The 24,399-nt window shown below is 72.7% G+C and carries 19 protein-coding genes; 8 read left to right on the forward strand and 11 right to left on the reverse strand.

Annotation, left to right across the window (positions count from 1 at the left end):
- Window positions 1–173 precede the first annotated feature (173 nt).
- On the reverse strand, window positions 174–1,853 hold the full coding sequence (locus tag ACWF9Z_RS02215; protein ID WP_453596550.1) for an MFS transporter: 1,680 nt from the start codon (window positions 1,851–1,853) through the stop codon (window positions 174–176).
- 63 nt (window positions 1,854–1,916) lie between these two features.
- Between ACWF9Z_RS02215 and ACWF9Z_RS02220 the strand changes: the two genes are divergently transcribed.
- On the forward strand, window positions 1,917–2,951 hold the full coding sequence (locus tag ACWF9Z_RS02220) for a helix-turn-helix transcriptional regulator (RefSeq protein WP_453596552.1): 1,035 nt from the start codon (window positions 1,917–1,919) through the stop codon (window positions 2,949–2,951).
- A 67-nt stretch (window positions 2,952–3,018) separates the two neighbouring features.
- On the opposite strand, the gene ACWF9Z_RS02225 is transcribed toward ACWF9Z_RS02220, so the two are convergent.
- The 5 genes from ACWF9Z_RS02225 to ACWF9Z_RS02245 form a co-directional block, all read right to left on the reverse strand.
- Window positions 3,019–3,996: a sigma-70 family RNA polymerase sigma factor gene (locus ACWF9Z_RS02225; protein ID WP_453596554.1), complete on the reverse strand. Its 978-nt coding sequence runs from the start codon at window positions 3,994–3,996 to the stop codon at window positions 3,019–3,021.
- Between the two features lie 480 nt (window positions 3,997–4,476).
- Window positions 4,477–4,845 carry a hypothetical protein gene (locus ACWF9Z_RS02230; protein WP_453596556.1) on the reverse strand — a complete coding sequence of 123 codons (369 nt, stop codon included), beginning with the start codon at window positions 4,843–4,845 and terminating at the stop codon, window positions 4,477–4,479.
- A gap of 76 nt (window positions 4,846–4,921) precedes the next feature.
- Window positions 4,922–5,701, reverse strand: a complete 780-nt coding sequence (locus ACWF9Z_RS02235) for a dioxygenase family protein (protein WP_453596558.1) — start codon at window positions 5,699–5,701, stop codon at window positions 4,922–4,924.
- A gap of 119 nt (window positions 5,702–5,820) precedes the next feature.
- Window positions 5,821–7,359 carry an MFS transporter gene (locus ACWF9Z_RS02240; RefSeq protein ID WP_453596560.1) on the reverse strand — a complete coding sequence of 513 codons (1,539 nt, stop codon included), beginning with the start codon at window positions 7,357–7,359 and terminating at the stop codon, window positions 5,821–5,823.
- 93 nt (window positions 7,360–7,452) lie between these two features.
- A complete protein-coding gene (locus ACWF9Z_RS02245; protein ID WP_453596561.1) occupies window positions 7,453–8,175 on the reverse strand; it encodes a TetR/AcrR family transcriptional regulator in 723 nt (240 codons plus the stop codon).
- 263 nt (window positions 8,176–8,438) lie between these two features.
- Here ACWF9Z_RS02245 and ACWF9Z_RS02250 point away from each other — a divergent pair, with 263 nt between their 5' ends.
- On the forward strand, window positions 8,439–9,719 hold the full coding sequence (locus ACWF9Z_RS02250; protein WP_453596563.1) for a M6 family metalloprotease domain-containing protein: 1,281 nt from the start codon (window positions 8,439–8,441) through the stop codon (window positions 9,717–9,719).
- Between the two features lie 170 nt (window positions 9,720–9,889).
- Here the strand turns inward: ACWF9Z_RS02250 and pucD are convergent, their stop codons facing one another.
- From pucD to ACWF9Z_RS02265, 3 genes are read right to left on the reverse strand one after another with little or no spacing between them, the layout of a single operon-like run.
- On the reverse strand, window positions 9,890–12,277 hold the full coding sequence (gene pucD / locus ACWF9Z_RS02255) for a xanthine dehydrogenase subunit D (protein WP_453596565.1): 2,388 nt from the start codon (window positions 12,275–12,277) through the stop codon (window positions 9,890–9,892).
- 2 nt (window positions 12,278–12,279) lie between these two features.
- Window positions 12,280–12,762 carry a (2Fe-2S)-binding protein gene (locus ACWF9Z_RS02260; RefSeq protein WP_453596567.1) on the reverse strand — a complete coding sequence of 161 codons (483 nt, stop codon included), beginning with the start codon at window positions 12,760–12,762 and terminating at the stop codon, window positions 12,280–12,282.
- A gap of 2 nt (window positions 12,763–12,764) precedes the next feature.
- Complete coding sequence (locus tag ACWF9Z_RS02265) at window positions 12,765–13,661, reverse strand: FAD binding domain-containing protein (protein ID WP_453596568.1); 897 nt, start codon at window positions 13,659–13,661, stop codon at window positions 12,765–12,767.
- 207 nt (window positions 13,662–13,868) lie between these two features.
- Between ACWF9Z_RS02265 and ACWF9Z_RS02270 the strand changes: the two genes are divergently transcribed.
- Window positions 13,869–14,597: a tyrosine-protein phosphatase gene (locus ACWF9Z_RS02270; protein ID WP_453596570.1), complete on the forward strand. Its 729-nt coding sequence runs from the start codon at window positions 13,869–13,871 to the stop codon at window positions 14,595–14,597.
- A gap of 86 nt (window positions 14,598–14,683) precedes the next feature.
- Here ACWF9Z_RS02270 and ACWF9Z_RS02275 read toward each other — a convergent pair whose 3' ends face one another.
- On the reverse strand, window positions 14,684–15,688 hold the full coding sequence (locus tag ACWF9Z_RS02275) for a diiron oxygenase (protein ID WP_453596572.1): 1,005 nt from the start codon (window positions 15,686–15,688) through the stop codon (window positions 14,684–14,686).
- A gap of 7 nt (window positions 15,689–15,695) precedes the next feature.
- Complete coding sequence (locus ACWF9Z_RS02280) at window positions 15,696–16,958, reverse strand: MFS transporter (protein WP_453596573.1); 1,263 nt, start codon at window positions 16,956–16,958, stop codon at window positions 15,696–15,698.
- 659 nt (window positions 16,959–17,617) lie between these two features.
- Here ACWF9Z_RS02280 and asnB point away from each other — a divergent pair.
- From asnB to lanM, 5 genes are read left to right on the forward strand one after another with little or no spacing between them, the layout of a single operon-like run.
- Window positions 17,618–19,834, forward strand: a complete 2,217-nt coding sequence (gene asnB, locus ACWF9Z_RS02285; RefSeq protein WP_453596575.1) for an asparagine synthase (glutamine-hydrolyzing) — start codon at window positions 17,618–17,620, stop codon at window positions 19,832–19,834.
- Complete coding sequence (locus tag ACWF9Z_RS02290) at window positions 19,824–20,594, forward strand: hypothetical protein (RefSeq protein WP_453596577.1); 771 nt, start codon at window positions 19,824–19,826, stop codon at window positions 20,592–20,594. The genes asnB and ACWF9Z_RS02290 overlap by 11 nt, the downstream gene beginning before the upstream one ends.
- Complete coding sequence (locus ACWF9Z_RS02295) at window positions 20,594–20,875, forward strand: PqqD family protein (RefSeq protein WP_453596579.1); 282 nt, start codon at window positions 20,594–20,596, stop codon at window positions 20,873–20,875. Before ACWF9Z_RS02290 ends, ACWF9Z_RS02295 begins: the two co-directional genes overlap by 1 nt.
- 10 nt (window positions 20,876–20,885) lie before the next feature.
- Window positions 20,886–21,053 carry a mersacidin/lichenicidin family type 2 lantibiotic gene (locus ACWF9Z_RS02300; RefSeq protein ID WP_453596581.1) on the forward strand — a complete coding sequence of 56 codons (168 nt, stop codon included), beginning with the start codon at window positions 20,886–20,888 and terminating at the stop codon, window positions 21,051–21,053.
- A 51-nt stretch (window positions 21,054–21,104) separates the two neighbouring features.
- Entirely contained in the window at window positions 21,105–24,350 is a 3,246-nt protein-coding gene (gene lanM, locus ACWF9Z_RS02305) for a type 2 lanthipeptide synthetase LanM (RefSeq protein WP_453596583.1), read from the forward strand.
- The last annotated feature ends 49 nt before the right edge of the window (window positions 24,351–24,399 follow it).

Genomic DNA, 24,399 nt, shown 5'->3' on the forward strand with positions numbered 1-24,399 from the left:
GGCGCGCCGTCCCGCCCCGACGGCGGGGCGCGGGCGGCGCTGCGCCCGCCGCCGCAGGTCCGGTGAGCGGCGGCCGGTAGCCGGCGCCGTGCGGCCGCGCCTCGCGCGCCGCCACGCCGGGCATGTCCGCGGACAAGGGCGGACATGCCCGTCTTTTCCCGCGTCCTGCGGGGTTACCCGACCGGGAGCTTCTCCGCGACCACGGACGGCTCCCCGGGCTCCCCGGTGTGTCCGCCGCCGCCGTCGTGCTCCGCGCCGCCCTCGCGCTGCTCCATCGGGACCGCCTTGCGCGGCAGCATGAACATCACCGCGAAGATCACGCCCAGGACGGCCACGACCCACCACAGGGCGCTGCGGAAGGCCTCGACGTACGGCGGCCCGAAGACCAGGTCGTCGTCGATCAGCCCGAAGAAGACCACGGAGGTGAGGCCGAGGCCCAGCGCGTTGCCCATCTGGCCGGTGGTGTTGATCAGGCCGGACGCCGAGCCGGCGTGCTCGCGCGGCACCTCGGACAGCACGGTGTCGGTCAGCGGCGCGACGATCAGGCCCATGCCCAGACCCATCAGGACCAGCGGAGCCGCCATCTGCCAGGAGGTGATCTCCATGCCGTAGCGCTGGGACTCCCCGATGTAGAGGAGCACGCCGCAGGCCATCACCAGGGCGCCGCCCTGGAGCACCTTGCGGCCGAAGCGCGGGACGAGCTTCTGTACGGACATGCCCGCGGCCGCCGAGACGGCGAGGGAGAACGGGATGCCGGTGGCGCCCGCCTTCAGGGCGCTCCAGCCGAGGCCCATCTGCATGTACAGCGTCCAGACCAGGAAGAAGATGCCGGTCGCGATGCCGAAGGTCAGCTGGACCGCGATGCCGCCCGCGAAACTCTTGACGCCGAAGAGGGAGAGCTCGACCAGCGGCGAGCCGTCCTTGCGGGTCTTGTACTTCTCGTAGGCGATGAAGCCGCCGAAGACGAAGGGCGAGGCGATCATGCAGACGAAGCCCCACAGCGGCCAGTCGTTCTCGCGGCCGTGGGTGAGCGGGAAGATCAGCATGACCAGGGCGAGGGTGGCGAGCACGACGCCGATCAGGTCCAGGCGCAGGGCCGTGGGGGCCTTGGACTCGGAGATGAACGCGCGGCCCAGGAGCACGCCGGCGATGCCGACGGGCAGGTTGATCAGGAAGATCGGGCGCCATTCGAGGCCGAGGATGTTCCACTCGGTGAGCAGCGCGCCGAGCATCGGGCCCGAGACGGCGCCGAGGCCGACGATCGCGCCGAACATCCCGAAGACCTTGCCGCGCTCGTGCGGCGGGAAGGTGACGTGGATGATCGCGAGCACCTGCGGGACCATCATGGCCGCCATCGCGCCCTGGAGGATGCGGGCGGCGACGAGCACGTCGGGGCTGGGCGCGAGGCCGCAGAGCAGCGAGGCGGCCGTGAAGCCGGATATGCCGACGAGGAAGAGGCGCTTGCGGCCGTAGATGTCGCCGAGACGGCCGCCGGTGATCAGGCCGGCGGCGAAGGCGAGGGCGTAGCCGGCGGTGATCCACTGGATGGCGCTGGTGGAGGCGCCGAGGTCCTCCTTCATCCGGGGTATCGCGATGTTGACGATCGTGACGTCGACGAGGTCCATGAAGGCCGCGGTCATCACGATGGCGAGCGCCAGCCAGCGGCGGCGGTCGAGGGCGGCGTCGGCGGCGGCTTCGGCGTCGGCGGACGGCGCGGGGGCTTCGGCGGCCGGCGCGGTGGCCCGGGCGGCGGTCGAGCGGGGCGGGCTGGTCTCTGCGGGGATCTCGGTCCGCTCTTCTCGTACGGGCCCGTTCTTTCCTTCGGGCGATGACTGCGGCGTCTTCGTGCTCATGGGGAGAAACCTAGGCGGCATCTAGGTCAGGTGGTGTCCTCTTTCTCTGGCAATTTTGAAGCCATGACCGACACCCCGGCCCGCCTGCTCACCCTGCTCTCCCTGCTCCAGACTCCGCGCGAATGGCCCGGGAGCGAGCTGGCGGAGCGGCTGCGGGTGAGCTCCCGGACCATCCGGCGCGACATCGACCGGCTGCGGGAGCTGGGCTACCCGGTCGAGGCCACGCTCGGCGCGGAGGGCGGCTACCGGCTGGTGGCGGGCGCGGCGATGCCGCCGCTGCTGCTGGACGACGAGGAGGCGGTCGCCATCGCGGTGGGCCTGCGGGCGGGGGCCGGGCACGCGATCGAGGGGATCGAGGAGGCCTCGGTACGGGCCCTCGCGAAGCTGGAGCACGTGCTGCCGGGGCGGCTGCGGCACCGTGTGAGCGCCTTGCAGTCGGCGACGGTCGCGTTGACGCGGGGGGACGGGCCGAGCGTGGCCCCGCGGACGCTGACCGCGATCGCGTCGGCGGTGGCGGGCTCGGAGCGGCTGCGGTTCGCGTACCTGGCGCGGGACGGGGCGCCCTCGCGACGGCTCGTGGAGCCGTACCGGCTGGTCAGCACCGGGAGCCGGTGGTACCTCGTCGCGTACGACATGGAGCGCGGGGACTGGCGGACCTTCAGGGTGGACCGGATGAGCGAGCCGTGCGCGACGGGGGCGCGGTTCGCGGGGCGGGAACTGCCGATGGACGCGGTGGAGTTCGTGCGGCGGGGCCTGCGGGGTGGGGGGGCGTACGGGGTGGACGTCTGGTTCGGCTGCGCCGCGGAGGAACTTCCGGGCTGGCTCCGGGCCTCGGAGCCGGAACCCGGGGCCGGTCCGGAGGCCGGGCCAGGGACCGGACCGGGTCCGGAGCCGCGCCCGGAGGGCGGGGCGGATCCCGGGGCCGGCCCGGGGGGCGGGAACGGCGTGTGGGTGCGGTTCGAGACGGCGGACGCGCCGGAGTGGCTGGCGGCGCGGCTGGCGCTGGTGGGCGTGCCGTTTCGCGTGCGCGGGCCGGAGGTGGTGGTGGAGGCTGTGCGGGGGCTGGGCGCGCGGCTGGTGGAGGCCGCGGGGTCGTAGCGGGGCCGGACGGAGGGAGCCCCCGGCGCCTGGGGGGGATAGGCACCGGGGGCTCGTATGGGGGGCGTCAGGCCACTGCGTCGAAGCCGGTGTCGCGGGCCATGCGCTTGAGCTCCAGGAGGGCGTGCTTCTCGATCTGGCGGATTCGCTCCCGCGTCAGTCCGTGCTGCTTGCCCACCTCTGTCAGGGTACGCTCCCGGCCGTCGTCAATGCCGTAACGCATCTTGATGATCGAGGCCGTCCGCTGGTCCAGCTTGCCCAGCAGGTCCTCCAGTTCCTCGCTCCGCAGGAGGGAGAGGACGGACTGCTCCGGGGAGATCGCCGAGGTGTCTTCCAGCAGGTCACCGAACTGCGTGTCGCCGTCCTCGTCCACCGACATGTTCAGGCTGACCGGGTCGCGCGCCCAGTCCAGGACGTCGCCGACGCGCTTCTCGGTCGTGTCCAGTTCGGCCGCGATCTCGGCGTGTTCCGCCTCCCGGCCCTTCTCGCGGGCGAACTCGCGCTGGACCCTGCGGATCCGGCCGAGCTCCTCCACCAGGTGGACGGGCAGGCGGATCGTGCGCGACTGGTCGGCTATGGACCGGGTGATGGCCTGGCGGATCCACCACGTGGCGTACGTGGAGAACTTGAAGCCCTTGGCGTAGTCGAACTTCTCGACGGCGCGCACCAGGCCGGCGTTGCCCTCCTGGATGAGGTCGAGGAGGGGCAGACCGCTGCGCGGGTAGCGGCGGGCGACGGCGACGACCAGGCGGAGGTTGGAGCGGATGAAGACTTCCTTGGCGCGCTCGCCCTCGGCGGCCAGCGCTTCCAGTTCCTCCCGCGAGGGCGTCTCGCCCTCGCGCTCCGCCGCTCCCTCGAGGATCTGCTGGGCGTACACGCCCGCCTCGATGATCTGCGAGAGCTCGACTTCCTTGGCGGCGTCGAGCAGCGGGGTTCGCGCGATCTCGTCGAGGTACATGCCGACCAGGTCACGGTCTGCGATTTCCCCACCCACGGCACGAGCGCTGCTCGTGGTCTGACGGCGGGCGACGGCGCGGGTTGCCATGCGTGCTCCCTAGCGATGAGTTCGGTCGCGGTGCTGCGGCTGCCTGGACACTCTCCCGAGTGCCCGCTTCCGAAGGAAACAACGACTGGAATCGGGACAGAATTCCCACGCGGCTCCCTTATTTCCGAGATCTTGCAGTATCCTGCCCCGCCCGCCCCCGGGTACGGACCGGAGCGGCGATGCCGCCAGAGCCCGAAGAGGCGCAGGTCAGGGCGGGGGTGGCGGGCGGTCCGGGAGCCGTCACGGACGAGCACGGCTTCGCCGTCCGTGAGACTGCCGTCACACGCGGCGCAGCCGCCCGTCCCGCCGTTCACCCTCCGGGAGCGCGCCACCCCGGCCACACTCCCCACCCCGAAGACGGTCCGCGGCGGCTTCCGGTTGCCTGGACTGACGATCGAATCGCCCGGATGGGCCGAAGAGGGAGGATTACGGCCGAAAGCGGCGCAGGCTCACCCGCCGGGGAGGCGGTTCACCGCGGGGTCACCGGTCCGGTCCGGGGCGGGGCGGGGCGGGGCGGCCCGGTCCGGGGCGGCGGGTGGCGACGTCCGGGCAGGCGCGGCAGGCGGCCGGGCCGGACTGGGTCCACCATGCGCAGTCCGGGCGGAGGTGGCACGCCGGGAGGGCGGGGGCGGGCGGGGCGGCGGGCTGCGGCAGCGCCGTCAGGCGGAGCGCCAGGGTGCAGGTGTCGCCCTCGCGGTTCAGGCAGTGCGGGACGCAGTGGGAGGCCAGGCGCAGCAGCCGGCGCGGTTCGGTGCCCGGCGGGAGGCCGGCCAGGACCTCGGCGGCCGGGAGCGGGGCCGGGAGGTAGACCGGGGGGCCGTCGGGTCCGGCGCGTACCGCCAGGACCACCGACTCCGGCGCGTACGCCGAGCCGCTGGGACACCACGACGGGCGGGGCGACCGCCCCGACGGCTCCGCGCCCGGCCTAGCCAAACTGCAGGGACCTCTTCGAGAGGCCCATCCAGAAGCCCGAGACCGGGGTGGTGGCCGAGGCCAGTTCGGCCTCGGCGGCGCCGAGGGTGACGAACAGCGGGGCGAAGTGCTCCGTGCGCGGGTGCGCCAGGCGGCCCGCCGGGGACTTGGCCTCGAAGTCGAGCAGGGAGTCGAGGTCGCCGGCCGCGAGGGCTTCGTGGCCCCACGCGTCGAACTCCGCCGACCAGGCGGGGACGCCGGGGCCGGTGTGGCGCAGGGCGGCGAGGTTGTGGGTGAAGAAGCCGCTGCCCACGACGAGGACGCCTTCGTCGCGCAGCGGGGCGAGCTTGCGGCCCACCTCCATCAGGCGGCGCGGGTCCAGCGTCGGCATGGATATCTGGAGGACCGGGATGTCGGCCTCCGGGAACATCTCCACGAGCGGGACGTACGCGCCGTGGTCCAGCCCCCGGTCGGGGATGTCCTGGACGGGGGTGCCCGGGGCCTTGAGGAGCCCCCGTACGGAGGCCGCCAGCTCGGGAGCGCCCGGAGCGTCGTAGCGGACCCGGTAGTAGTGCTCGGGGAAGCCCCAGAAGTCGTGGACCAGCGGGACCCGCTCCGTGGCGCCGAGGGCGAGGGGGGCCTCCTCCCAGTGCGCGGAGACCATCAGGATCGCCCGGGGGCGGGGCAGGTCCGCGGACCAGGCGGCCAGCTGGCCGGGCCAGACCGGGTCGTCGGCCAGGGGCGGGGCTCCGTGACTCAGGTACAGCGCGGGCATCCGGGCGGAGGTGGTCATCAGGGGCTCCAGGAGGGTTCGGGCGGGCCGCCGGTACAAGACTAACCCCGCGTCGTTCAAATTTGAACGACGCGGGGTCATCAGTCATTCCCGCACCCCGGGAACCGGGGCCCCGCCCGTCAGTGGGCGATCACCGGGACCTTCAGCTCGGCGTCCGCGCCCTCTTCGGAGCCGGCGACCGGGCCGCCCGCGCCCGGCCGGCCCGTGTTGATCAGGGTCAGGGCGATGAGCGAGCTGGCGACCAGGATGCCGACCGCCCACCAGATCGCGGAGGCGTAGCCCTCCACCATGGCCTGGGCCTGGATCAGCTTCGCGGCCGGGCCGCCCGCCGCGGCCTCGGCCGCGTGGTCGGTCAGGTACGCGGTCGTCGCCGAGGCGGCGATCGTGTTCAGCAGGGCGGTGCCGATCGCGCCGCCCACCTGCTGCGAGGTGTTGACCATCGCGGAGGCGACGCCGGCGTCCGCCGGGTTCACCCCGTACGTGGCCAGGGACATGGCGGGCATGAACGCCGTGCCCATGCCGAGGCCCAGCAGCAGCTGCGCCGGCAGGATCAGCGCCGGGTAGGAGGAGCCGACCTCGAGCTGCGTCAGCAGCAGCATGCCGCTGGCGGCGACCATGAAGCCGGGGCCCATCAGCAGGCGCGGCGGGACCCGCGTCATCAGGCGGGCGCCGATCTGCGTGGAGCCGAGGATCATGCCCGCGATCATCGGGAGGAAGGCGAAGCCGGTCTTGACGGGCGAGAAGCCCTTCACGACCTGCAGGTAGAAGGTGAGGAAGAGGAACAGGCCGAACATCGCGATGACGGCGAGGCCCAGCGAGAGGTAGACGCCGCCGCGGTTGCGCTCCAGCAGGACGCGCAGGGGCAGCAGCGGGGACTTCACGCGGGACTCGACGAGGACGAACGCGGCGAGCAGCACCGCGGAGGCGACGAACATGCCGACGGTCAGGGTGTCCGACCAGCCCGCCGACTCGGCGCGGGTGAACCCGTAGACCAGGGCGACCAGACCGGTCGTGGACAGGACCACTCCGGGGATGTCGAGCGGCGCGCGGTTACGGCCGCCGGCCGGCTCGCGAATGATCATCCAGGCGCCGACGGCGGCGACGACCGCGAACGGGATGTTGACGAAGAACGTCCAGCGCCAGTTGAGGTACTCGGTGAGGAAGCCGCCGAGGATCAGGCCCACGGCGCCACCGCCACCGGCGATCGCACCGTAGATGCCGAAGGCCTTGGCGCGCTCCTTGGCGTCGGTGAACGTGACGGCCAGCAGCGAGAGCGCGGCGGGCGCGAGCAGTGCGCCGAAGGCGCCCTGCAGGGCGCGGGCGCCCAGCATCATGGCCTCGCCCTGGGCGGCGCCGCCCAGCGCGGAGGCCAGGGCGAAGCCGATCAGACCGACGATGAAGGTGTTCTTGCGGCCCCACTTGTCGGCGATGCGCCCGCCGAAGAGGAGCAGTCCGCCGAAGGCCAGCGCGTACGCGGTGATGACCCACTGGCGGTTGCCGTCCGAGATGCCGAGGTCGGTCTGGGCGGACGGCAGGGCGATGTTCACGATGGTGGCGTCGAGCACGACCATCAGCTGCGCCAGGGCTATGAAGACGAGGGCCTTCCAGCGACTGGGGTCGGCGACGGACAGCGGCGGATGCGCGGCTGTTTTTGACATGGGGGTACCTACTTCATGGTGCGAGATGACTGAAAAGGGAGGTTAAAAGAGGTTTAGTCGGGCTGCCGACGCTAGCGGGAGCGCCCCGGGGCGTCACATGGTTTTCGTCCTCAGATCCGCCAGCGTGGTCGGCGCGCCCGGCAGTGCGGAGCGGGCCGGAGTCCTCAACCCGTCGAGCAACAGCTGGAGATGGCGGTGGGCGAAGAGGCCCACGTCGAAGCAGGCGGTGCCGGGGAGGGGGCGGCTGAGCTGGGACAGGGCGATCAGGAGATCGCCGACGCCGATGTCGGTGCGCAGCAGCCCCGCCAACTGGCCGGCGGCCACCAGGGATTCGACGGCCTCCTCCAACGCGCTGCGGGAGGCGAGCAGTTCGGGGTGGTCCCGGTCGAAGTCATCGGAGAGCATGGGGCACAGGGCGCCGATCCGCTCGTCCGCGGCTCCGTGCGCGAAGCGGCAGAGCGCGTCGAAGGCGTCCGGGCCGCCGGCGGGCACCGTCTCGGCGAGCACGGCCTCGGCCAGCCGCGTGACCCGGTCCATCACGAAGAGCACGACGTGGTGGACGAGCGTGGGCCGGTCGGGGAAGTGCCGGTAGAGCGTGGCGTTGCCGACGCCGGCCCGGCGGGCGATCTCGTCGAGAGGGGCCGTGGAGCCGAATTCCACGAGCACCTCGCGCGCGGCGGTCAGGATGCGCTCCCGGTTGCGGACGGCGTCGGCGCGCGGCCGCGGCACCGCGCCGGGGGCGTCCGCCGCGGCGGAGCCGGAGCACGACCCGGCTCCGGGCAGGGCCGCCGGAGCGGTGGGGGTGGGGCTCTTCATCCCGGGGCCTCCCTGGCACGGTGACGCGTACGGCCGCTCGAAACGGGGAGCGGGTCCCCGCTTGAGCGGGACTCTAGTGCAAACGGGGAGGCACTCCCCGGTTATTTCGTTCGCCCATGTGACCTGGGTCACTCGCGCGTCCCCGGTCGTCCGCTCCCGTTTGGCCTCTCCCGGCGCGCGGGCGCGCCGCGCCCGTCGGAGGGTGATCGGACAGAGCGCAGACCGGACCCGGCCGGCTGCCGCGGACCCGAAGGCCGGTCTCCATGCCGCAGACGCGCCACCGGATACGCAAGCCACGCCGCACCAGCGCTTTCGTCGGCATCACCGCGCTGGCCCTCGGCGTCACCGCGACCGCCGGCGCCGACATATCCTCCCGCAGTCACTCGGCGTCCGGGCCGGCGGCCGCGACCAGCGCCGAGGCCGCGCTCGCGCCGTGCCGGATCGCCGGCGCGATGGGCGTGCAGATGTCCGAGGGGCTGCCGACCGCTCCCGGGTACGCGCGCTCGACCGGCGAGGTCCGGGCACTGAACCTGATGATCGACTTCCCCGACGCCAAGGGCGAGGGCACGGCGGCCGACCGGCTGGCGGAGTTCTTCCCGCAGACCTCGGACTGGTTCCGCACCAGCTCCTACGGACGGCTGACCTACCGGGCCGAGGCGCCCATACGGAACTGGCTGCGGATGCCGATGCCGTTCGCGGCCTACGGGATCGAGCGCGGGTCCGCGTACGACCCCGGCTACCGGCAGCTCGCCGAGCACATCGTGAAGACCGCCGACTCCGAGGTCGACTTCTCCCGGTACGACCTGATCAACATCCTGGTCACGCCGAACGCCGGCCCCTCCGCCCTCGACACGGTCCTGTCCGTCACCTTCTCGGGCAACCACGAGGCCCCGATGGCCGACGGCGTCCCGCTCGCCAACACGTCCTTCGTCTTCAGCCGCCAGGACGACGGCTCCGGCTCCTACCGGGAGACCGGCTACCGCGTGCTCCCCCACGAGAACGGGCACGTCTTCGGCCTGCCCGACCTCTACACCGCCGACGGCGGCGGCACGGTCGGGCACTGGGACGTCATGAGCGAGGACTGGGGCGCCAACAACGACATGCTCGGCTGGCACAAGTGGAAACTGGGCTGGCTCGACAGCTCCCAGATCAGCTGCGCCACGAAATCCGGGACCAGCGACCACGTCCTGTCCCCGCTCGCCGTCGCGGGCGGCACCAAGCTGGCCTTCGTCCCCGTGACGGAGAGCACCGGCTACGCGCTGGAGGTGCGCACCCCGGCCGGGAACGACGAGGCCGTCTGCAAGCCCGGGGTCCTCATATACAGGGTGGACTCCGACGTGGACACCGGCCGCGGGCCCGTCACGGTCTCCGACAGCGCCAACGGGAGCGGCGGCTGCACCCGGCGGCCCAATGTCCACGCGGAGCTCTCGGACGCGCCCTTCAAACCGGGCGAGACCTTCACGGACGAGAAGGCGGGCATCAGCGTCTCGGTCGTCGGGGAGCTGCGCAACGGCAGCTACCAGGTGCGGATCAGCCGGCCGTGACCCCTGCGGCGCCAGGACGAGTCGCTCGGCCCTCCGCCTCCCGGCCAACGGCCCCCCACCGGACCCGATCGCTCCGGCGAGGGTGGAAGGGCTGGGTCGGCGAGGCCTTCACCGGCTCAGCGCCGGGGAGACCAGCATGATCAAGCCGGTCATCCTCTTCCCCCGGCGCGTCAGGTCCCGGTGAGGTGCTCCGGCCGGACCGGGACCCGGCGCAGGGCCAGGCCGGTGGCGGCGCGGATCGCCGCGACGATCGCCGGGGTCGGGGACAGCGTCGGCGCCTCGCCGACGCCGCGCAGGCCGTACGGGGCGTGCGCGTCGGCGAGTTCGAGGACGTCGACCGGGATGCTCGGGGTGTCGAGGATGGTCGGGATCAGGTAGTCCGTGAAGGAGGGGTTGCGCACCTTCGCGGTGACCGGGTCGACGAGGATCTCCTCCATCAGCGCGAGCCCGAGGCCCTGGGTGGTGCCGCCCTGGATCTGGCCGATGACGGAGAGCGGGTTCAGTGCCTTGCCCACGTCCTGGGCCACCGCCAGCTCGATCACCTTGACCAGGCCGAGTTCGGTGTCGACCTCGACGACCGCGCGGTGCGCGGCGAAGGAGTACTGGACGTGCCCGTCGCCCTGGCCGGTCTCCGGGTCGAGGGCGCAGGTCGGCCGGTGCCGCCATTCGCGTTCGATGTCGATGGGCTCCTCGCCCTCCAGCAGCTCGGCCAGGTCCGCGAGGACCTCGCCCGCGTCGGTGACCACCTTGCCGTCCTCCAGGAGCAGTTCGGCGGTCGCCCAGGCCGGGTGGTAGGAGCCGAACTTGCGGCGGCCGATCTCCAGGGCGGCGGCCCGGACGGCCTCGCAGGTGTTCTTCACCGCGCCGCCGGTCACGTACGTCTGGCGGGACGCGGAGGTGGAACCGGCGTTGCCGACCGCGGTGTCGGCCGGGTGGATGGTGACCTGGGTGACGCCCAGCTCGGTACGGGCGATCTGGGCGTGCACGGTGACACCGCCCTGGCCGACTTCGGCCATGGCCGTGTGGACGGTGGCCACGGCCTCGCCTCCCACGGCCTCGAGGCGGATCCGGGCGGTGGAGTAGTCGTCGTAGCCCTCGGAGAAGCCGACGTTCTTGATGCCGACCGCGTAGCCGACGCCCCGGACCACTCCTTCCCCGTGGGTGGTGTTGGACAGGCCGCCCGGCAGGTGGCGGACGTCCGCGTCCTCGCCCGCGGTCTCCCACTGGAGCTCGGGCGGCAGCGGCACGGCCTTGACCCGGCGCAGCAGCTCGGCCACCGGGGCGGGCGAGTCGACGAGCTGGCCGGTGGGCATGCGGGTGCCCTGCTCCATGGCGTTGAGCCGGCGGAACTCGACCGGGTCCATGCCGAGTGCGGCGGCGACCCGGTCCATCTGGGACTCGTAGGCGAAGCAGGCCTGGACGGCGCCGAAGCCGCGCATGGCACCGCAGGGCGGGTTGTTCGTGTAGAGGCCGACGGCTTCGATGTGGACGTCCCGCACGTCGTACGGGCCGAGGCCGAGGGAGGCCGCGTTGCCGACGACGGCGGGCGTGGAGGAGGCGTACGCGCCGCCGTCCAGCACGATCCGGGCCGTGACGTGGGTGAGCTTGCCGTCGAAGGTGGCCCCGTGCTCGTAGGACAGCTTGGCGGGGTGGCGGTGGACGTGCCCGAAGAAGGACTCGTACCGGTTGTAGACGATCTTCACGGGCTTGCCGGTGCGCTGCGCGAGCAGGCACGCGTGGGCCTGCATCGACAGGTCCTCGCGGCCGCCGAACGCGCCGCCCACGCCGGAGAGGGTGAGCCGCACCTTCTCCTCGGGCAGGCCGAGGATCGGGGCCACTTGCTTGCGGTCCACGTGCAGCCACTGGGTGGAGACGTAGAGGTCCATGCCGCCGTCCTCGGCGGGCACGGCGAGACCGGACTCGGGGCCGAGGAAGGCCTGGTCCTGGATGCCGACCTCGTACTCCTCGCGCACGATGACGTCGGCGCGCTCGCGGGCCCGCGCCACGTCGCCGCGGACGACCGGCTGGCGGTGGACGATGTTGGGGTGCGGGGTCCGGTGCGCGCGGTGGTCGTCGCGGTCCGGGTGCAGGACCGGGGCGCCGGGGGCGGTGGCGCTCGCCTCGTCGGTGACCGGCGCGAGGACCTCGTACTCGACGAGGATCGCGGCGGCGGCGCGGCGGGCGGTCTCCGGGTGGTCGGCGGCGACGAGGGCGACCGGCTCGCCGTGGAAGCGGACCCGGCCGTCGCACAGGACGGGCTGGTCGACGAACTCCAGGCCGTACTTCCTGGCCGCCGGGAGGTCGTCGTAGGTCATGACCGCGTACACGCCGGGGAGCTTCAGCGCGGCGGAGACGTCCAGGCGGGTGATGAGCGCGTGGGCGTGCGGGGCGCGCAGCGTCTGGCCCCAGAGCATGTCCTCGTGCCAGAGGTCGGAGGCGTAGGCGAACTCGCCGGTGACCTTGAGGGTGCCGTCGGGGCGGAGCGTGGACGCGCCGACGCCGCCGCTCGTTCGTGACCGCTGGACGATGTCGGTGGGGATGCGGGATGCGCCGGGCATGGCTACCTGGTCCCTTCGTGGTCCTGGCGGGCGGCCGCGAGCCGGACCGCGTCGAGGATCTTCTCGTAGCCCGTGCAGCGGCAGAGGTTGCCGGAGAGGGCCTCGCGGATGTCCTGGTCGGACGGGGAGGGGTTCTGTTCCAGCAGGGCGTCGGTCTGGACGAGCAGGCCGGGGGTGCAGAACCCGCACTGGACGGCGCCGGCGTCGACGAACGCCTGCTGGACGGACGAGAGTTCGCCGTCCTCGCCGGCGAGCCCCTCCACGGTGAGCACCTCGCGGCCCTCGACCTGTCCGGCCGCGACCAGACACGCGCAGACCGTCACGCCGTCGAGGCGGACGGTGCAGGAACCGCACTCGCCCTGCTCACAGGCGTTCTTCGAACCCGGCAGGCCGAGGCGCTCGCGCAGGACGTACAGGAGGGACTCGCCCTCCCAGACGTCGTCGGCTTCCCGCTGACGGCCGTTGACGGTGAAATGGACGCGCATGATCACGCAGCTCCTTCGAGCGAGCGGCCGTCGCCCGGACCGCGGTACTGCTCCCACGTCCAGACGAGCTGACGGCGAGCCATGATGCCGACCGCGTGGCGGCGGTACTTCGCCGTGCCGCGGACGTCGTCGATCGGGTTGGCCGCGCCGGAGGCGAGGTCACCGAACTGCTGGGCGATCGACGGGGTGATGACCTTCCCGGACTCCCAGAAGCCGCCCTCCTCGAGCGCGGCGTTCAGGAACTCCTCGGCGGACTTCGCCCGGATCGGGGTGGGGGCCGCGGAGCCGATGCCGGTACGCACGGTGCGGGTCGCCGGGTGCAGGGCCAGGCCGAAGGCGCAGACGGCGATGACCATCGCGTTGCGGGTGCCGACCTTCGAGTACTGCTGGGGGCCGTCCGCCTTCTTCACGTGGACGGCCCGGATCAGCTCGTCGGGGGCCAGCGCGTTGCGCTTCACGCCCGTGTAGAACGCGTCGATCGGGATCAGCCGGGAGCCGCGCACGGACTCCACCTCGACCTCGGCGCCCGCCGCGAGCAGCGCGGGGTGCGCGTCACCGGCCGGGGAGGCGCAGCCGAGGTTGCCGCCGACGCTGCCGCGGTTGCGGATCTGCGGGGAGGCGACGGTGTGGGAGGCGAGGGCGAGGCCGGGCAGTTCGGCCCGGAGGTTCTCCATGATCTGCGTGTACGGGACGGAGGCGCCCAGCCGGACCACGTCCTCGCCGACCTCCCACTCCCGCAGCGGCGCGATGCGGTTCAGGTCGAGGAGCTGGTCGGGCCTGCGGTGGTCGAAGTTGATCTCTACCATCACGTCCGTTCCGCCCGCGATGGGGACGGCCGTGGGGTACTCGGCCTTCGCGGCGAGCGCCTCCTGCCAGCTTGCGGGGCGAAGGAAGTCCATGCGGGGCTCTCATTCGTCGTTCGTGTGGGGCGCGTGGCCCCGGGGCTAAACGCCGGCCGTCACCGATCCCATGAACCGTGGTGATCGGACGCAAACCGATTTCCGTGGAACTACCCCAACGTAGAGTCCCCGGCGCGCTCCGCGCCCTCCGCCGGGCCGACGCCCACCGCCTGGCGGATCCGGCCGACGCGGAAGATCATCTGATCCATGACGACACGACACATCGAGTTCGAACGACTCCACAACTTCCGTGACCTCGGGGGCTATCGCACGGCCGACGGCGCCACCGTCGCCTGGGGCGCCCTCTACCGGGCGGACTCGCTCGGCAAACTGGGCGGCGCGGACTGGGACCGCTTCCTCGGCCTCGGCATCCGCACCGTCATCGACCTGCGCTACCCGTGGGAGATCGAGGCCAAGGGCCGGATACCGGAGCCCGAGCGGTTCACCTACGCCAACCTCAGCATCGAACACCGGCCCTACGACCAGGCCGAGATCGACCCGGCCCTCGACCCCTGGCGCTTCCTGGCCGACCGGTTCGCCGAGGTGGCGCTGGACGGCGTCCGGGAGATCCGCGCCACGATCGAACTGCTCGCCGAAGGCCCCGGGCCGGCCGTCTTCCACTGCACCTCGGGCAAGGACCGTACCGGGCTGATCGCCGCGCTGGTCCTGACGCTCCTGGGCGTGGACGAGGAGCAGATCCTCGCGGACTTCGCGCTGACGGAGCTGGCGACCGTCCGGCTGACGGCCGACTGGCACGCGGCCAACCCGGGACGCACCATGCGCTGGCCCGCGTACGGGCGCGCCCCCGCCGAGGTGCTGCGCCTGACCCTCGCGGACCTCGCCGCCCGCTACGGCTCCGTCGACGCCTACCTCTCGGAGCAGGTCGGCGTCACCTCCGGGACCACGGCCCGACTGCGCGCCCGCCTGCTGACCTGACCGGCGGCCACCGGGCGGGGCGGGGCCGGGCGGCCGCGCCCCGCTCCGGCGCGGCGCGGTCGCGGTCGCGGTCGCGGACGGACCGTTCAGCGCGCCGTCAGGAGCCCGGCGGCCGCGAAGGCCTCGTACGTGGCCGGTGCGTCCAGGGCGCCGACTTCCGTGAAGTAGCGGGTGGTCGCCTGGGCGGCCCGGCCGATGGCCGTGGCGGTCACGTCGGCCGGATGGGCCTCGGCGATGATCTCCTGCGCCTCGGCGGCGCCGAATCCGGCGTCCCCGAGGGTGTCGGCGATGGCCAGGTAGTCCGGTTCCAGGAACGCCGTGACCAGCGACGGGACCAGCGGACCGATCCTCCCGCGCGCCGACGCGTCCAGCGCGTGCCAGAAGAACTCGAGGAGGCTGCGGAAGTACGCGTGGTGCTTCCCCTCGTCCTCGGCGTGGTCCTGGACCAGGTCCCTGACCGCCTGCGGCAGCCGCTTGTCCCGGGGGAGGTCGGAGAGGATGGAGGAGATGAGGGTCTCGCTCACGATGGAGAAGACGAGGTCGGCCGCTCCGCGCAGGTCGGGGTCGAGCTCCGCGCGGATGCGGTCCAGCCGCTCCATGAAGGCCGGCTGGTCCGGCAGGCAGGCGGCGAACCCGGTGCGCGCCTCCACCTGGCGGGACAGGTCGTCGGAGAACTGCGCGTGCCAGGCCTCGTCCGTCGTGATCTTGAAGGCGTCCTCCCGCATGGCGGGCGGCAGGTGGAGGCCGCTGCGGCCGCGGCTGATGTCCATGGTCACGGGCATCACGGCGACTTGTTCCAGCTCGGTGGTGAAGTAGAGGTACTGGTGCAGCCGTTGCGTGAGGATCCGCTCGGCCACCTCGTCCGGCCGGGACCGTACGAGCGGATGCGCGACCACCGGCATCAGCTCGGGCGGGAAGTAGAGCCGGCCGGGCTCGGAGGGGGCCAGCACGCGCGAGGGCTTCACGCGCACGCTGGCGCGCGCGTCCCAGAGGGCGAACCTGCTGCGGTACCGGGCCGCCGGCGGCGATGCGGGGTCGGCCAGCTGGGTGAGGGCCTCGCGCAGGTGCGGGCGGGGGGTGGTCGTCTCCATGCCGGGCCTACGGGTTCGCGCTGATCGGGTCGGCCTCTTCGCGGCCGGCCCGCTCCTGGACGGGCCGCAGGTGCCGGACCTCGGGGATGGCCAGCACGCCCAGGCAGGAGACGGCCATCAGCGCGGCCGCCCCGTAGAGCGCCGCCTCGGCTCCGACGGCGAGGGCCAGGGGCCCGGCCAGCGCCATGCCCAGGGGGCTGAGCGCGGTGGACAGCAGCCAGTCGTAGGCGGAGACCCGGGATATCCGGTCGGCGGGGACGTGCTGCTGGACGGTGGTGTCCCACAGCGTCCCCATCAGGCCGAGGGCGAAGGCCATGACGGCGGCTCCCGCGGCGATGAACGCGGTGTGCGCGCCCAGCGCGATGAGGGCCAGCGGGACGGCTCCGAGCGCCAGGCAGAAGTTGGCCACGACCAGCGGCCGGGAGGTCTTGATGCGCAGGGAGAGGAGCGCGCCGGTGAGGGCGCCGACCGTCGCGCCCTGCGCGATGACCCCCCAGGCCACCTCGCCGCCCGCGCCGGTGATGACCGTCGCCGCTCCGACGGTGAAGTAGACGGTCCGGGAGAGGTTCCAGCAGCCGTGGGCGAGGAAGTTGCTCCACAGCCAGGTGCGCCCGCGGACCTCGCCCCATCCTTCGCGGAGGTCCTTGAAGAAGGTCCCGCGCGGCGGCGCCGTGTGCTTCACCCGCAGTCGGCTGAGCGTCAGGACGCTGACCGCGAAGGTCGCGCCGTCCAGGACCATGGCCCAGCCGGGGCCGATGGTGAGGGCGATGGTCGTGGCGGCCGCCGGCCCCACCATCATCGCGGTGCGGCGGGACACGGCCATGAACGCGTTGGCGCGTTGCAGGAGTTCGGGCTCGACCGTGGACGGGACCAGACCGCTGGAGGCGGGCAGGAAGAATCCGGTGGCCGCTCCGACGCAGCCGGACGCGAGCATCAGTTCGTTGAGGCCGGCGTGGCCGCTGACGATCTGGAGGCCTATGTAGACGTGCGCGACGCAGCGGATCGCGTCCGCGGCCATCATCACCTTCTGCCGGGGCAGCCGGTCGCCCCAGACCCCGCCCACGAGGAGGAAGAGCCCTTCACCCACCGCGGCGCTGGCGAGGACCAGGCCCAGGTCGGTGGCCGATCCGATTTCCCGCACCAAGGCCAGGGTGAGCGCGACAGGAAATATCGCGCTGCCCGCGTAGGAAAGGGTCTGACCGAACCAGAGAAGACGGAATCTGTTATCACCCAGGGGGCCGCTCGGATCCCGTGACTTGCGCAGATTCATGATCACGACTGTATCACTGCCACCCCCCAGGAACACGTGTTGATTTCGTGTCGACATGCCGGTATGAGGGTCCCGAACCACCCCGCATACCGTTCGGTTTCGGGCATGTCCGATTCTTCCGCACCATCGTGTGTGATCTTCCCCGCACTACCGGTCCCCTACCAATTGGAACCGGTAGCCGAATTGAAGGAATGTCCCGCGCGATCCCCCTCGAGACCCCTCTCGGAGGCCATCAGGTCAGCTGCAAAAGGGGGTTGACGGATGATCTACGAGGCCGTAACAATGCTGTCGCCGGTCGAGACACGCCTGTGACGTGGGTAGATCCGGTTTGGGGGCACGTCGGCACAGGGTCGGCGAAGGCGACCGTCTCGGTTTGAAACGGGGCGGTCGATGAGGGTGGCATTCGCGTCGGAATATTCCATTCCGACGCACTGCCCCACGGCGACCGCTTAGTCCTTGCGTCCTCTATTCCTTTTAAGAATGGAGGTGATTACTCATGAAGAAGTACATCAAGCCGTCGGCCAAGAAGGTCGACTTCGGCACGGTCATCGCGATGACCAAGTAAATGCCTTGCCGAGTACGCGTCACGCCCGTCAGGGCGTGACGCGTACCCGCTTTTCTCCCGGGCGACCGCCCGGGGCACGACGAAGGTGAATTACATGTGCGGAATCGCCGGTGTTGCCCGGATCGACGGCGGCATGCTGACCCCTGCTGCCGACGAGCTGCTGCGCGACGTGGCGTGCACGCTCGCCCATCGCGGACCCGACGACGAGCGGCTGCTGCGCGAGGACCAGGTGGGTCTCGCCTTCACCCGGCTGTCCCTGGTGGACCCCGTGGGCGGCGGTCAACCGCTGGTCAGTGAGGACGGCTCCGTCGTCCTGATCGCCAACGGCGAGGTCTACAACCACCGTGAGCTGGCCGCGTCCCTGCCCGCGGGCGCCCGCTTCAAGACGCAGTCGGACTGCGAGGTGCTGCTGCACCTCTACCAGCGCGACGGACTGAACTTCCTCGACCGGGTCAACGGCATGATCGCCGTGGTCCTCTGGGACCGCAAGCGCGGCAAACTCCTCTTCGCCCGCGACCGGTTCGGCATCAAGCCGCTCTTCTACCACCGCAACAGCGAGCGGATCGTCTTCGCCTCCGAGATCAAGGCGCTGTTCGCCGACCCCGCCACACCGCGACGGCTGGACTGGAGGGGCGCCCTCTCCGACTACGGGATGAGCTCGGCGCCCGCCCTGGTGCACGAGCCCGTCAACACCTGGTTCGAGGACATCCACCTGGCCCCGGCGGCCACGGTCATGGAGATCGACCTCAAGGACGGCGCCACCCGCGAGCACCGCTACTGGTCGCTGCCCGGCGCGGCCGCCGACTCCGACGCCTCCGACGAGGAGTACATCGCCCGCTACCGGGACCTCCTCGCGGAGTCCGTACGCGACTGCGCCATGGCCGACGCCGAGCTCGGCCTCTTCCTCAGCGGCGGCGTCGACTCCTCCGCCGTGGCCGCGCTGGCCGGCCAGAGCGGGCTGCGGACCTTCAGCGTGCTCACCGGTTCGACCGTGCTCAACGGCGACGCCGAGTGGAGCCACCGCGCGGCGCAGCTGCTCGGCGTACCGAACGAGCAGATCCTCTTCGACCGCGACCGGGTGCCCGGGGTCGAGGAGTGGAAGAACCTGCTCTGGCTCACCGAGACGCCCCTGTGCAGCCCCGAGCAGTTCTACAAGTACGAACTCCACCGCCACGCGCGCCTGCGGCACCCCGAGATCAAGGGCATGCTGCTGGGCGCGGCGGCCGACGAGTTCAACGGCGGCTACGCCATCGGGTACGCCGGCGGCGGCGACTGGGACGACTTCCTCGCCAACATCGGCGCCATGTCCCGCCGCACCGCGCTGGACAAGCAGCCCCGGATGGCGGGCTGGTGGGAGGTCTCGGACCTGCCGCTGCTGAGGGACGAGGCCGTGCGCGACGGCCGGGACGACGGCTTCGCCGACCCCTACGACGCGTTCGTCGCCTGGAAGTACCGCAGCCTCCAGCAGTACAACGTCTGGCACGAGGACCGTACGGCCGCGGGCAACAGCGTCGAGGCCCGCGTGCCCTTCCTCGACCACCGCCTGGTCGAGCTCGTGACCTCGATTCCCGCCGCCCGGCGCGCGAACCTGCTCTGGGACAAGCGGATCCTGCGCGAGGCGATGGTCGGCATCCTCCCCGAGGAACTGATCAACCGCCCCAAGGTCCCCTTCTTCCACGGTGAGGGACAGCGCCACACCTACCGCACCTTCACCCGCATGCTGGCGCAGGGCGGGGACGCGCTCCTCGAGGAGGCGTTCTCCTCCGAGCGGGCCCGCGAGTTCATCCACCAGGACGGCGTCCGCGAGAGCCTGCGGCGCCTGGAGCGCGACCCCGAGAACGGCAGCGTCGAACACCTGCTGCGGCTGGTCAACCTCGGCCTGCTGGAACGCATGACCGCGGAACTGCCCGTCCACCCGGCGGCCGCGTTCAAGGCCCCCCAGCCCGTGACGCATCCGTACGCGGACTGGGAGGAGGCCGAGGAGGAGATCCGCGAACTGACCCTCCAGCGGACCCCGGTGGACCCGGAGGCCGTGTACGCGATGCGCTCCGACACCGTGCTCGCCTGCGCGCCGGCCCAGCCCGGTACCTGGTACCTGCTGGTCGACGGCACGTGCGAGTTCGTCCTCGACGAGGACGAGGAACCCGCCCTGACCGCGCTGCTGCGCTCCCTGGACGGGGAGACCTCCCTGGAGAAGGTGCTGGCCTCCGCCGGCCTGTCCCTGGAGGGGCTGCGCCCGCAGCTGGAAGACGTGCTCGACCTCGGTCTGGTCGTCGAGGCCGCCCCGAAGGGAGCCGTCCATGTCGGATGACCGCACGCACCAGGTGGAGGAGCTGCGGACGCTCGGCCTGCTGCCCGCCTCCTGGGTCTGCGTGTTCGAGGCCGGCTCGCTGGTCCGGGGCTGGGGCAACGCCTCCAGCGACGTGGACCTGTACGTGATCTCCGAGGAGCCCTGGACGGGCCGGGACGCCTCGCGCCACCCCGTACCGCTCACGCCCTCCGTCGTCCTGGGCGAGGAGACCTTCGTCGGCCCGATGCGCTGGGACGTCCGGTACTGGACCCGTGGCCAGGTGGAGCAGGTCCTGGCCAAGGTCGACTGGGCCGCCTTCGAGAAGGGCCCCGAGGAACTCTCGCTGCGTGAGGTCCAGTTGGTCGACCGGCTCGCCTTCGGCGTGCCGGCGGGCGGCCGGGAACTGCTGGCGCGGTGGCGCGCCGAGGCGGAGGCCTCCGCGTTCCGCTCCATCGTCGCGGCCCGCATCCTGAACATGGCCGACTCCCGCATCGAGGACGCGGTGGGCCAGCTGGAGGCCGGCGACCTGGACAGCGCCGTGCTCTCCGCACGGGCCGCGTTCCACTACACGGTCGACGCGCTCCTCGCCTCCGAGGGCGAGTGCGGTCCGGGTGAGAAGTGGCGGGCGCGCAAGCTGCGGGCCACCGCCCCCGCCGTGCTGCCGTTCGACACGTACTGGGCCCTGGAGACGATGCGGTCCTTCGACCCCGGCCAGCCCGGCCTCTGGGTCAACGAGGTACTCACGGTCTGCCGCGGCATCGCGATGGAAGTGGACATCTGATGGATCCGACCGGTCCGTTGACGCGCGAGTCCGTCCCCACCGTCCGCCCCGACATCCGGGTGCGCAAGATCCGCGGCACCCTGGTGGTCGCGGTTCCCGAGCAGGCCTTCGAGCTCGCGGAGACGGCCGCGTTCCTCTGGAAGCGGATCGACGGGGTGCGCTCGGTGGGCCGCATCGGTGAACTCCTCGCCGAGGAGTACGAGATCGACGTGGAGACGGCCGTCGAGGACACCCTCGCGGTCCTCGCCGAGCTGGTGGCGTACGGGGCCGTCCGTGTCTGAGGTGACCGACGTGACCGACGGGTCAGAGGCCCCGGACGCATCCCGGGCGACGGCCGCGGACGTGGTCCGGGCCTGGCGCGACCCCGTGTTCCGCGCCTCCCTCGACGACCTCGCGCGCGCCGCGCTGCCCGCGCATCCGGCGGGCGACATCGAGGTACCGGGACTGGACCGGGACTAGCCCGACGACGGGAACGGCACAACCAGCGGGAACAGAACGAAAGGCGAGACGGTGCTGGACGAATTCCTCGACGACGCGCGCTGGTGGGCGGGGCTCACCCCTGCGGAGCGCCGCACGGCCGGGGGTCTGGAGCCGGATCCCGAGGAGCGCGAGCGCGGAGCGGCCCGGGTCCGCCTGTGGCAGGAGGGCCTGCTCGTCCCCGGACTGCGCACCGGACCGGACGTACTGGGCGCCCGGTGGGAGGTCACTCCCGGCGAACTCGCCCTGCTGGCCGCGGAGTCGCCGCGGGAGCTGAAGCTGCGGCTCCCCGGCACGCCGGACTGGGTACGCGTACTCGTCGACGCCTGGCAGCGGTTCCCCGGCGCGCCCCTCGCCCCGCACCCCGCCCCCTCGGCGGGCGGCGACGCGGCCCCCGACCAGCCGGACTGGCTGGGTCCGCTGGCGGCCTGGGCGCGCGAGGAGCTCCGCGGCCGCCTCGCACCCGCGCACCGGCTGCCGCAGGAGCATCCGCTGTTCGCCCCGGACGCCACCACCCTGCGCACCATGGTCCAGCGGACCGTGGTGCTCGAGATCAACGCCGCCCGGCTGGAGGGCCGGCTCGACGGCGCGACCCCCGAAGCCCGCCACGAGGCCTTCGGCGCGCAGCTGCGGGACCCCGCGCGGGCCCTGGACCTGCTGGCCCGGCATCCCGTACTGGCCCGCGGCCTCGTCGACCACGTACGGCGGTGGATCGAGGTCCGCGCGGAGTTCGCCGAGCGCCTGAGCGCCGACTTCGCGGAGCTCCGCGAGCGGTTCGGGGTCCCCGGCGAGGGCCTGCGGGACGTCGCCGACATCACCTTCGGTGCCGGCGACGCCCACCGCGGCGGGCGCACGGTGGCGATCCTCGGCTTCCGCGACGCGACCCGGTACGTCCGGCTGGTCCACAAGCCGCGCAGCCTGGCCGTGGACACGCACGTGAACCGGCTCCTGGACTGGATCAACGAGCGCGGCCCCCGCCACCCCTTGCGGACCTCGCAGCTCCTGGAACGTCCCGCCCACGGCTGGAGCGCCTTCGTCGACGCCGAGCCCTGCGCCGACGCGGACGCCCTCGGCAGGTTCGCCTGGCGGCTGGGCGCCCACCTCGCGCTCTTCCACGTCCTGGGCTGCTCCGACATGCACCTGGAGAACCTGATCGCGGCCGGTGAGCACCCGGCCTTCATCGACCTCGAGGCGATCTTCCACACCGAGTCCGCGGACCCGGCCGAGGCCGACCCCGTGGACCTGCTGCTGCGCGCCTCGGTCCTCGCCGTGGGACTGCTGCCGCAGCGCGTGGTGCGGGCCGACGAAACCGGCCTGCACGCCATGGAGATCAGCGCCATGGCGGGCGGTCCCGTCCCCGGCGAGCTGGAGATCCGTCCCGAGCTCGTCCTCGCCGGCGCCGGCACCGACCGGGTGCGGGTCGTCCGCGAGCGGCTCCCCGTACCGGAGTCGGGCAACCGGCCCGTCCTGGACGGCCGGCCCGCCGACCCGTCGGCGATGTTCCCGCGGCTGATCGAGGGCTTCGAGGAGTGCTACCGGCTGCTGCTCGCCGGCCGCGACGAGCTGCTGCCCGAACTGGACGCGTTCGCCGACGACGAGGTCCGCACCGTCCTGCGCAACACCTCCGCCTACAAGGCCGTCCTGGAGGAGGCCTTCCACCCCGACCTGCTGCGGGACGGCCTGGACCGCGCGTACCTCATGGAGGCACTGGACCCGGACGGGGAGGGCGATGCGGCGGTCCTGGCGAGCGAGCGCCGTCAGCTGGCCCGCGGTGACGTCCCCTCCTTCACCGCCAGGCCCGGCGGTACGGCGCTGTCCGACGACGCCGGCGTGGTCGGACGGGACTTCTTCCGGCGCAGCGGACTGGAGACCGCCCGGCAACGGCTGGCGGCACTGAGCGAGGAACACCTGCGGGAGCAGCTCTGGTTCGTGCACGCCTCGCTGGCCACCCGCGAGCTCGGCGGACACGCCCAGGAGCGCGGACGGGAGCGGGCAGCCGGACAGCCGCTCGCAGAGGAGCGGCCGCTCGAGGACGGGCCCGCGCACGAGGGCGGCCGCGCTCCGCGGGACCGCGTACCGGCGGGCCCGCGCGGGCTCCGGGACACCGCCCCGGAGCCGGACCCGGACGCCGCGCTCGCCGCCGCTTCCCGCATCGGGGACCGGCTGCTCGCGTCCGTCCGCCGCGGCGAGGACGGCGTCGTGGAGTGGGTCAACCTCAATCTGGTCGGCGAGCGGTACTGGGTGGTCGGGTCCAGCGGGCTCGGTCTCTACTCCGGCGTGAGCGGCATCGCCCTGTTCCTGGCGGAACTGGCCGCCGCCACCGGCGTCGACCGCTACGGGCACATGGCGCGCGAGGTCGTGGACGCCCTCGCGGATCCCGAGGGCATGCCCGAACCGGAGGACCTCCGGGGGATGCCCGTCGGAGGTTTCGAGGACCTGTGCGGGGTGCTGCACCTCCTCACCCGGACCGGGCGGCTGTGGGAGGAGCCCGCGCTCCTCGGCGCGGCCCGCTCCCTCGTGCCCGCGGTACACCAGAACCTCGAGGACGGCGCGCCCTTCGACACCTGCGACATCGTGGGCGGCGCCGCCGGAGCCGCGCTCGCCCTGATCGCCCTCGAGGCCACCGCACCCGGGGAGGCGACCCGCGAGGCCGTACGCCGGGCGGGCGAGATCCTCCTGGACGGCGACCCGCTGCCCATGGGGAGCCCCGGATTCGGGCACGGACGGGCCGGCCGGGCCTACGCGTTGTCCGCGATCGCCGGCCTCACCGGTGAGCCCCGCTTCGCCGCGGCCGCCTCCCGCGCCCTGGCCGAGGGCCGCACCACGGCCAGTACGGCCACCGGCACGGACACGGCCACCGGCACCGGCACCGGCCCGGACACCGGCGTCAACGCCTGGTGCCGGGGCGCCGCCGGCACGCTGCTGGCCACCGCGAGGCTCGGCGGGGCCGGGCTCGCCGGCCGCCCGGAGCTCTCCGCCGTACGGGAGGACCTGAGGGCGGGCGTCGGCGACGACTCGCTGTGCCACGGCACCCTGGGCCTGGCGGAAGCCCTGCGCACCGCCGGTGAGAGCTCCGGCGACCAGGCCCTGGTCGACGAGGCCCGCCGGGCGGCGACGGCCGTGGCGCACCGCGTCCTCGCGGACGACGTGCGCACGGGCGTGGCGCACCGCCTCTGGGTGCCGGGCCTGATGAACGGCGCGGCGGGAATCGGCTACGGCCTGCTCCGCACCGCGCTGCCCGGGCGCGCGGTGCCCGACGTCCTCCTGTTGGGGACCTGAGGCCGAACCCTCCGAAGGCTCCCGCTCCCCCCACCGTGAGAAATGGAAA

This window comes from Streptomyces sp. NPDC054961 (assembly GCF_053609145.1).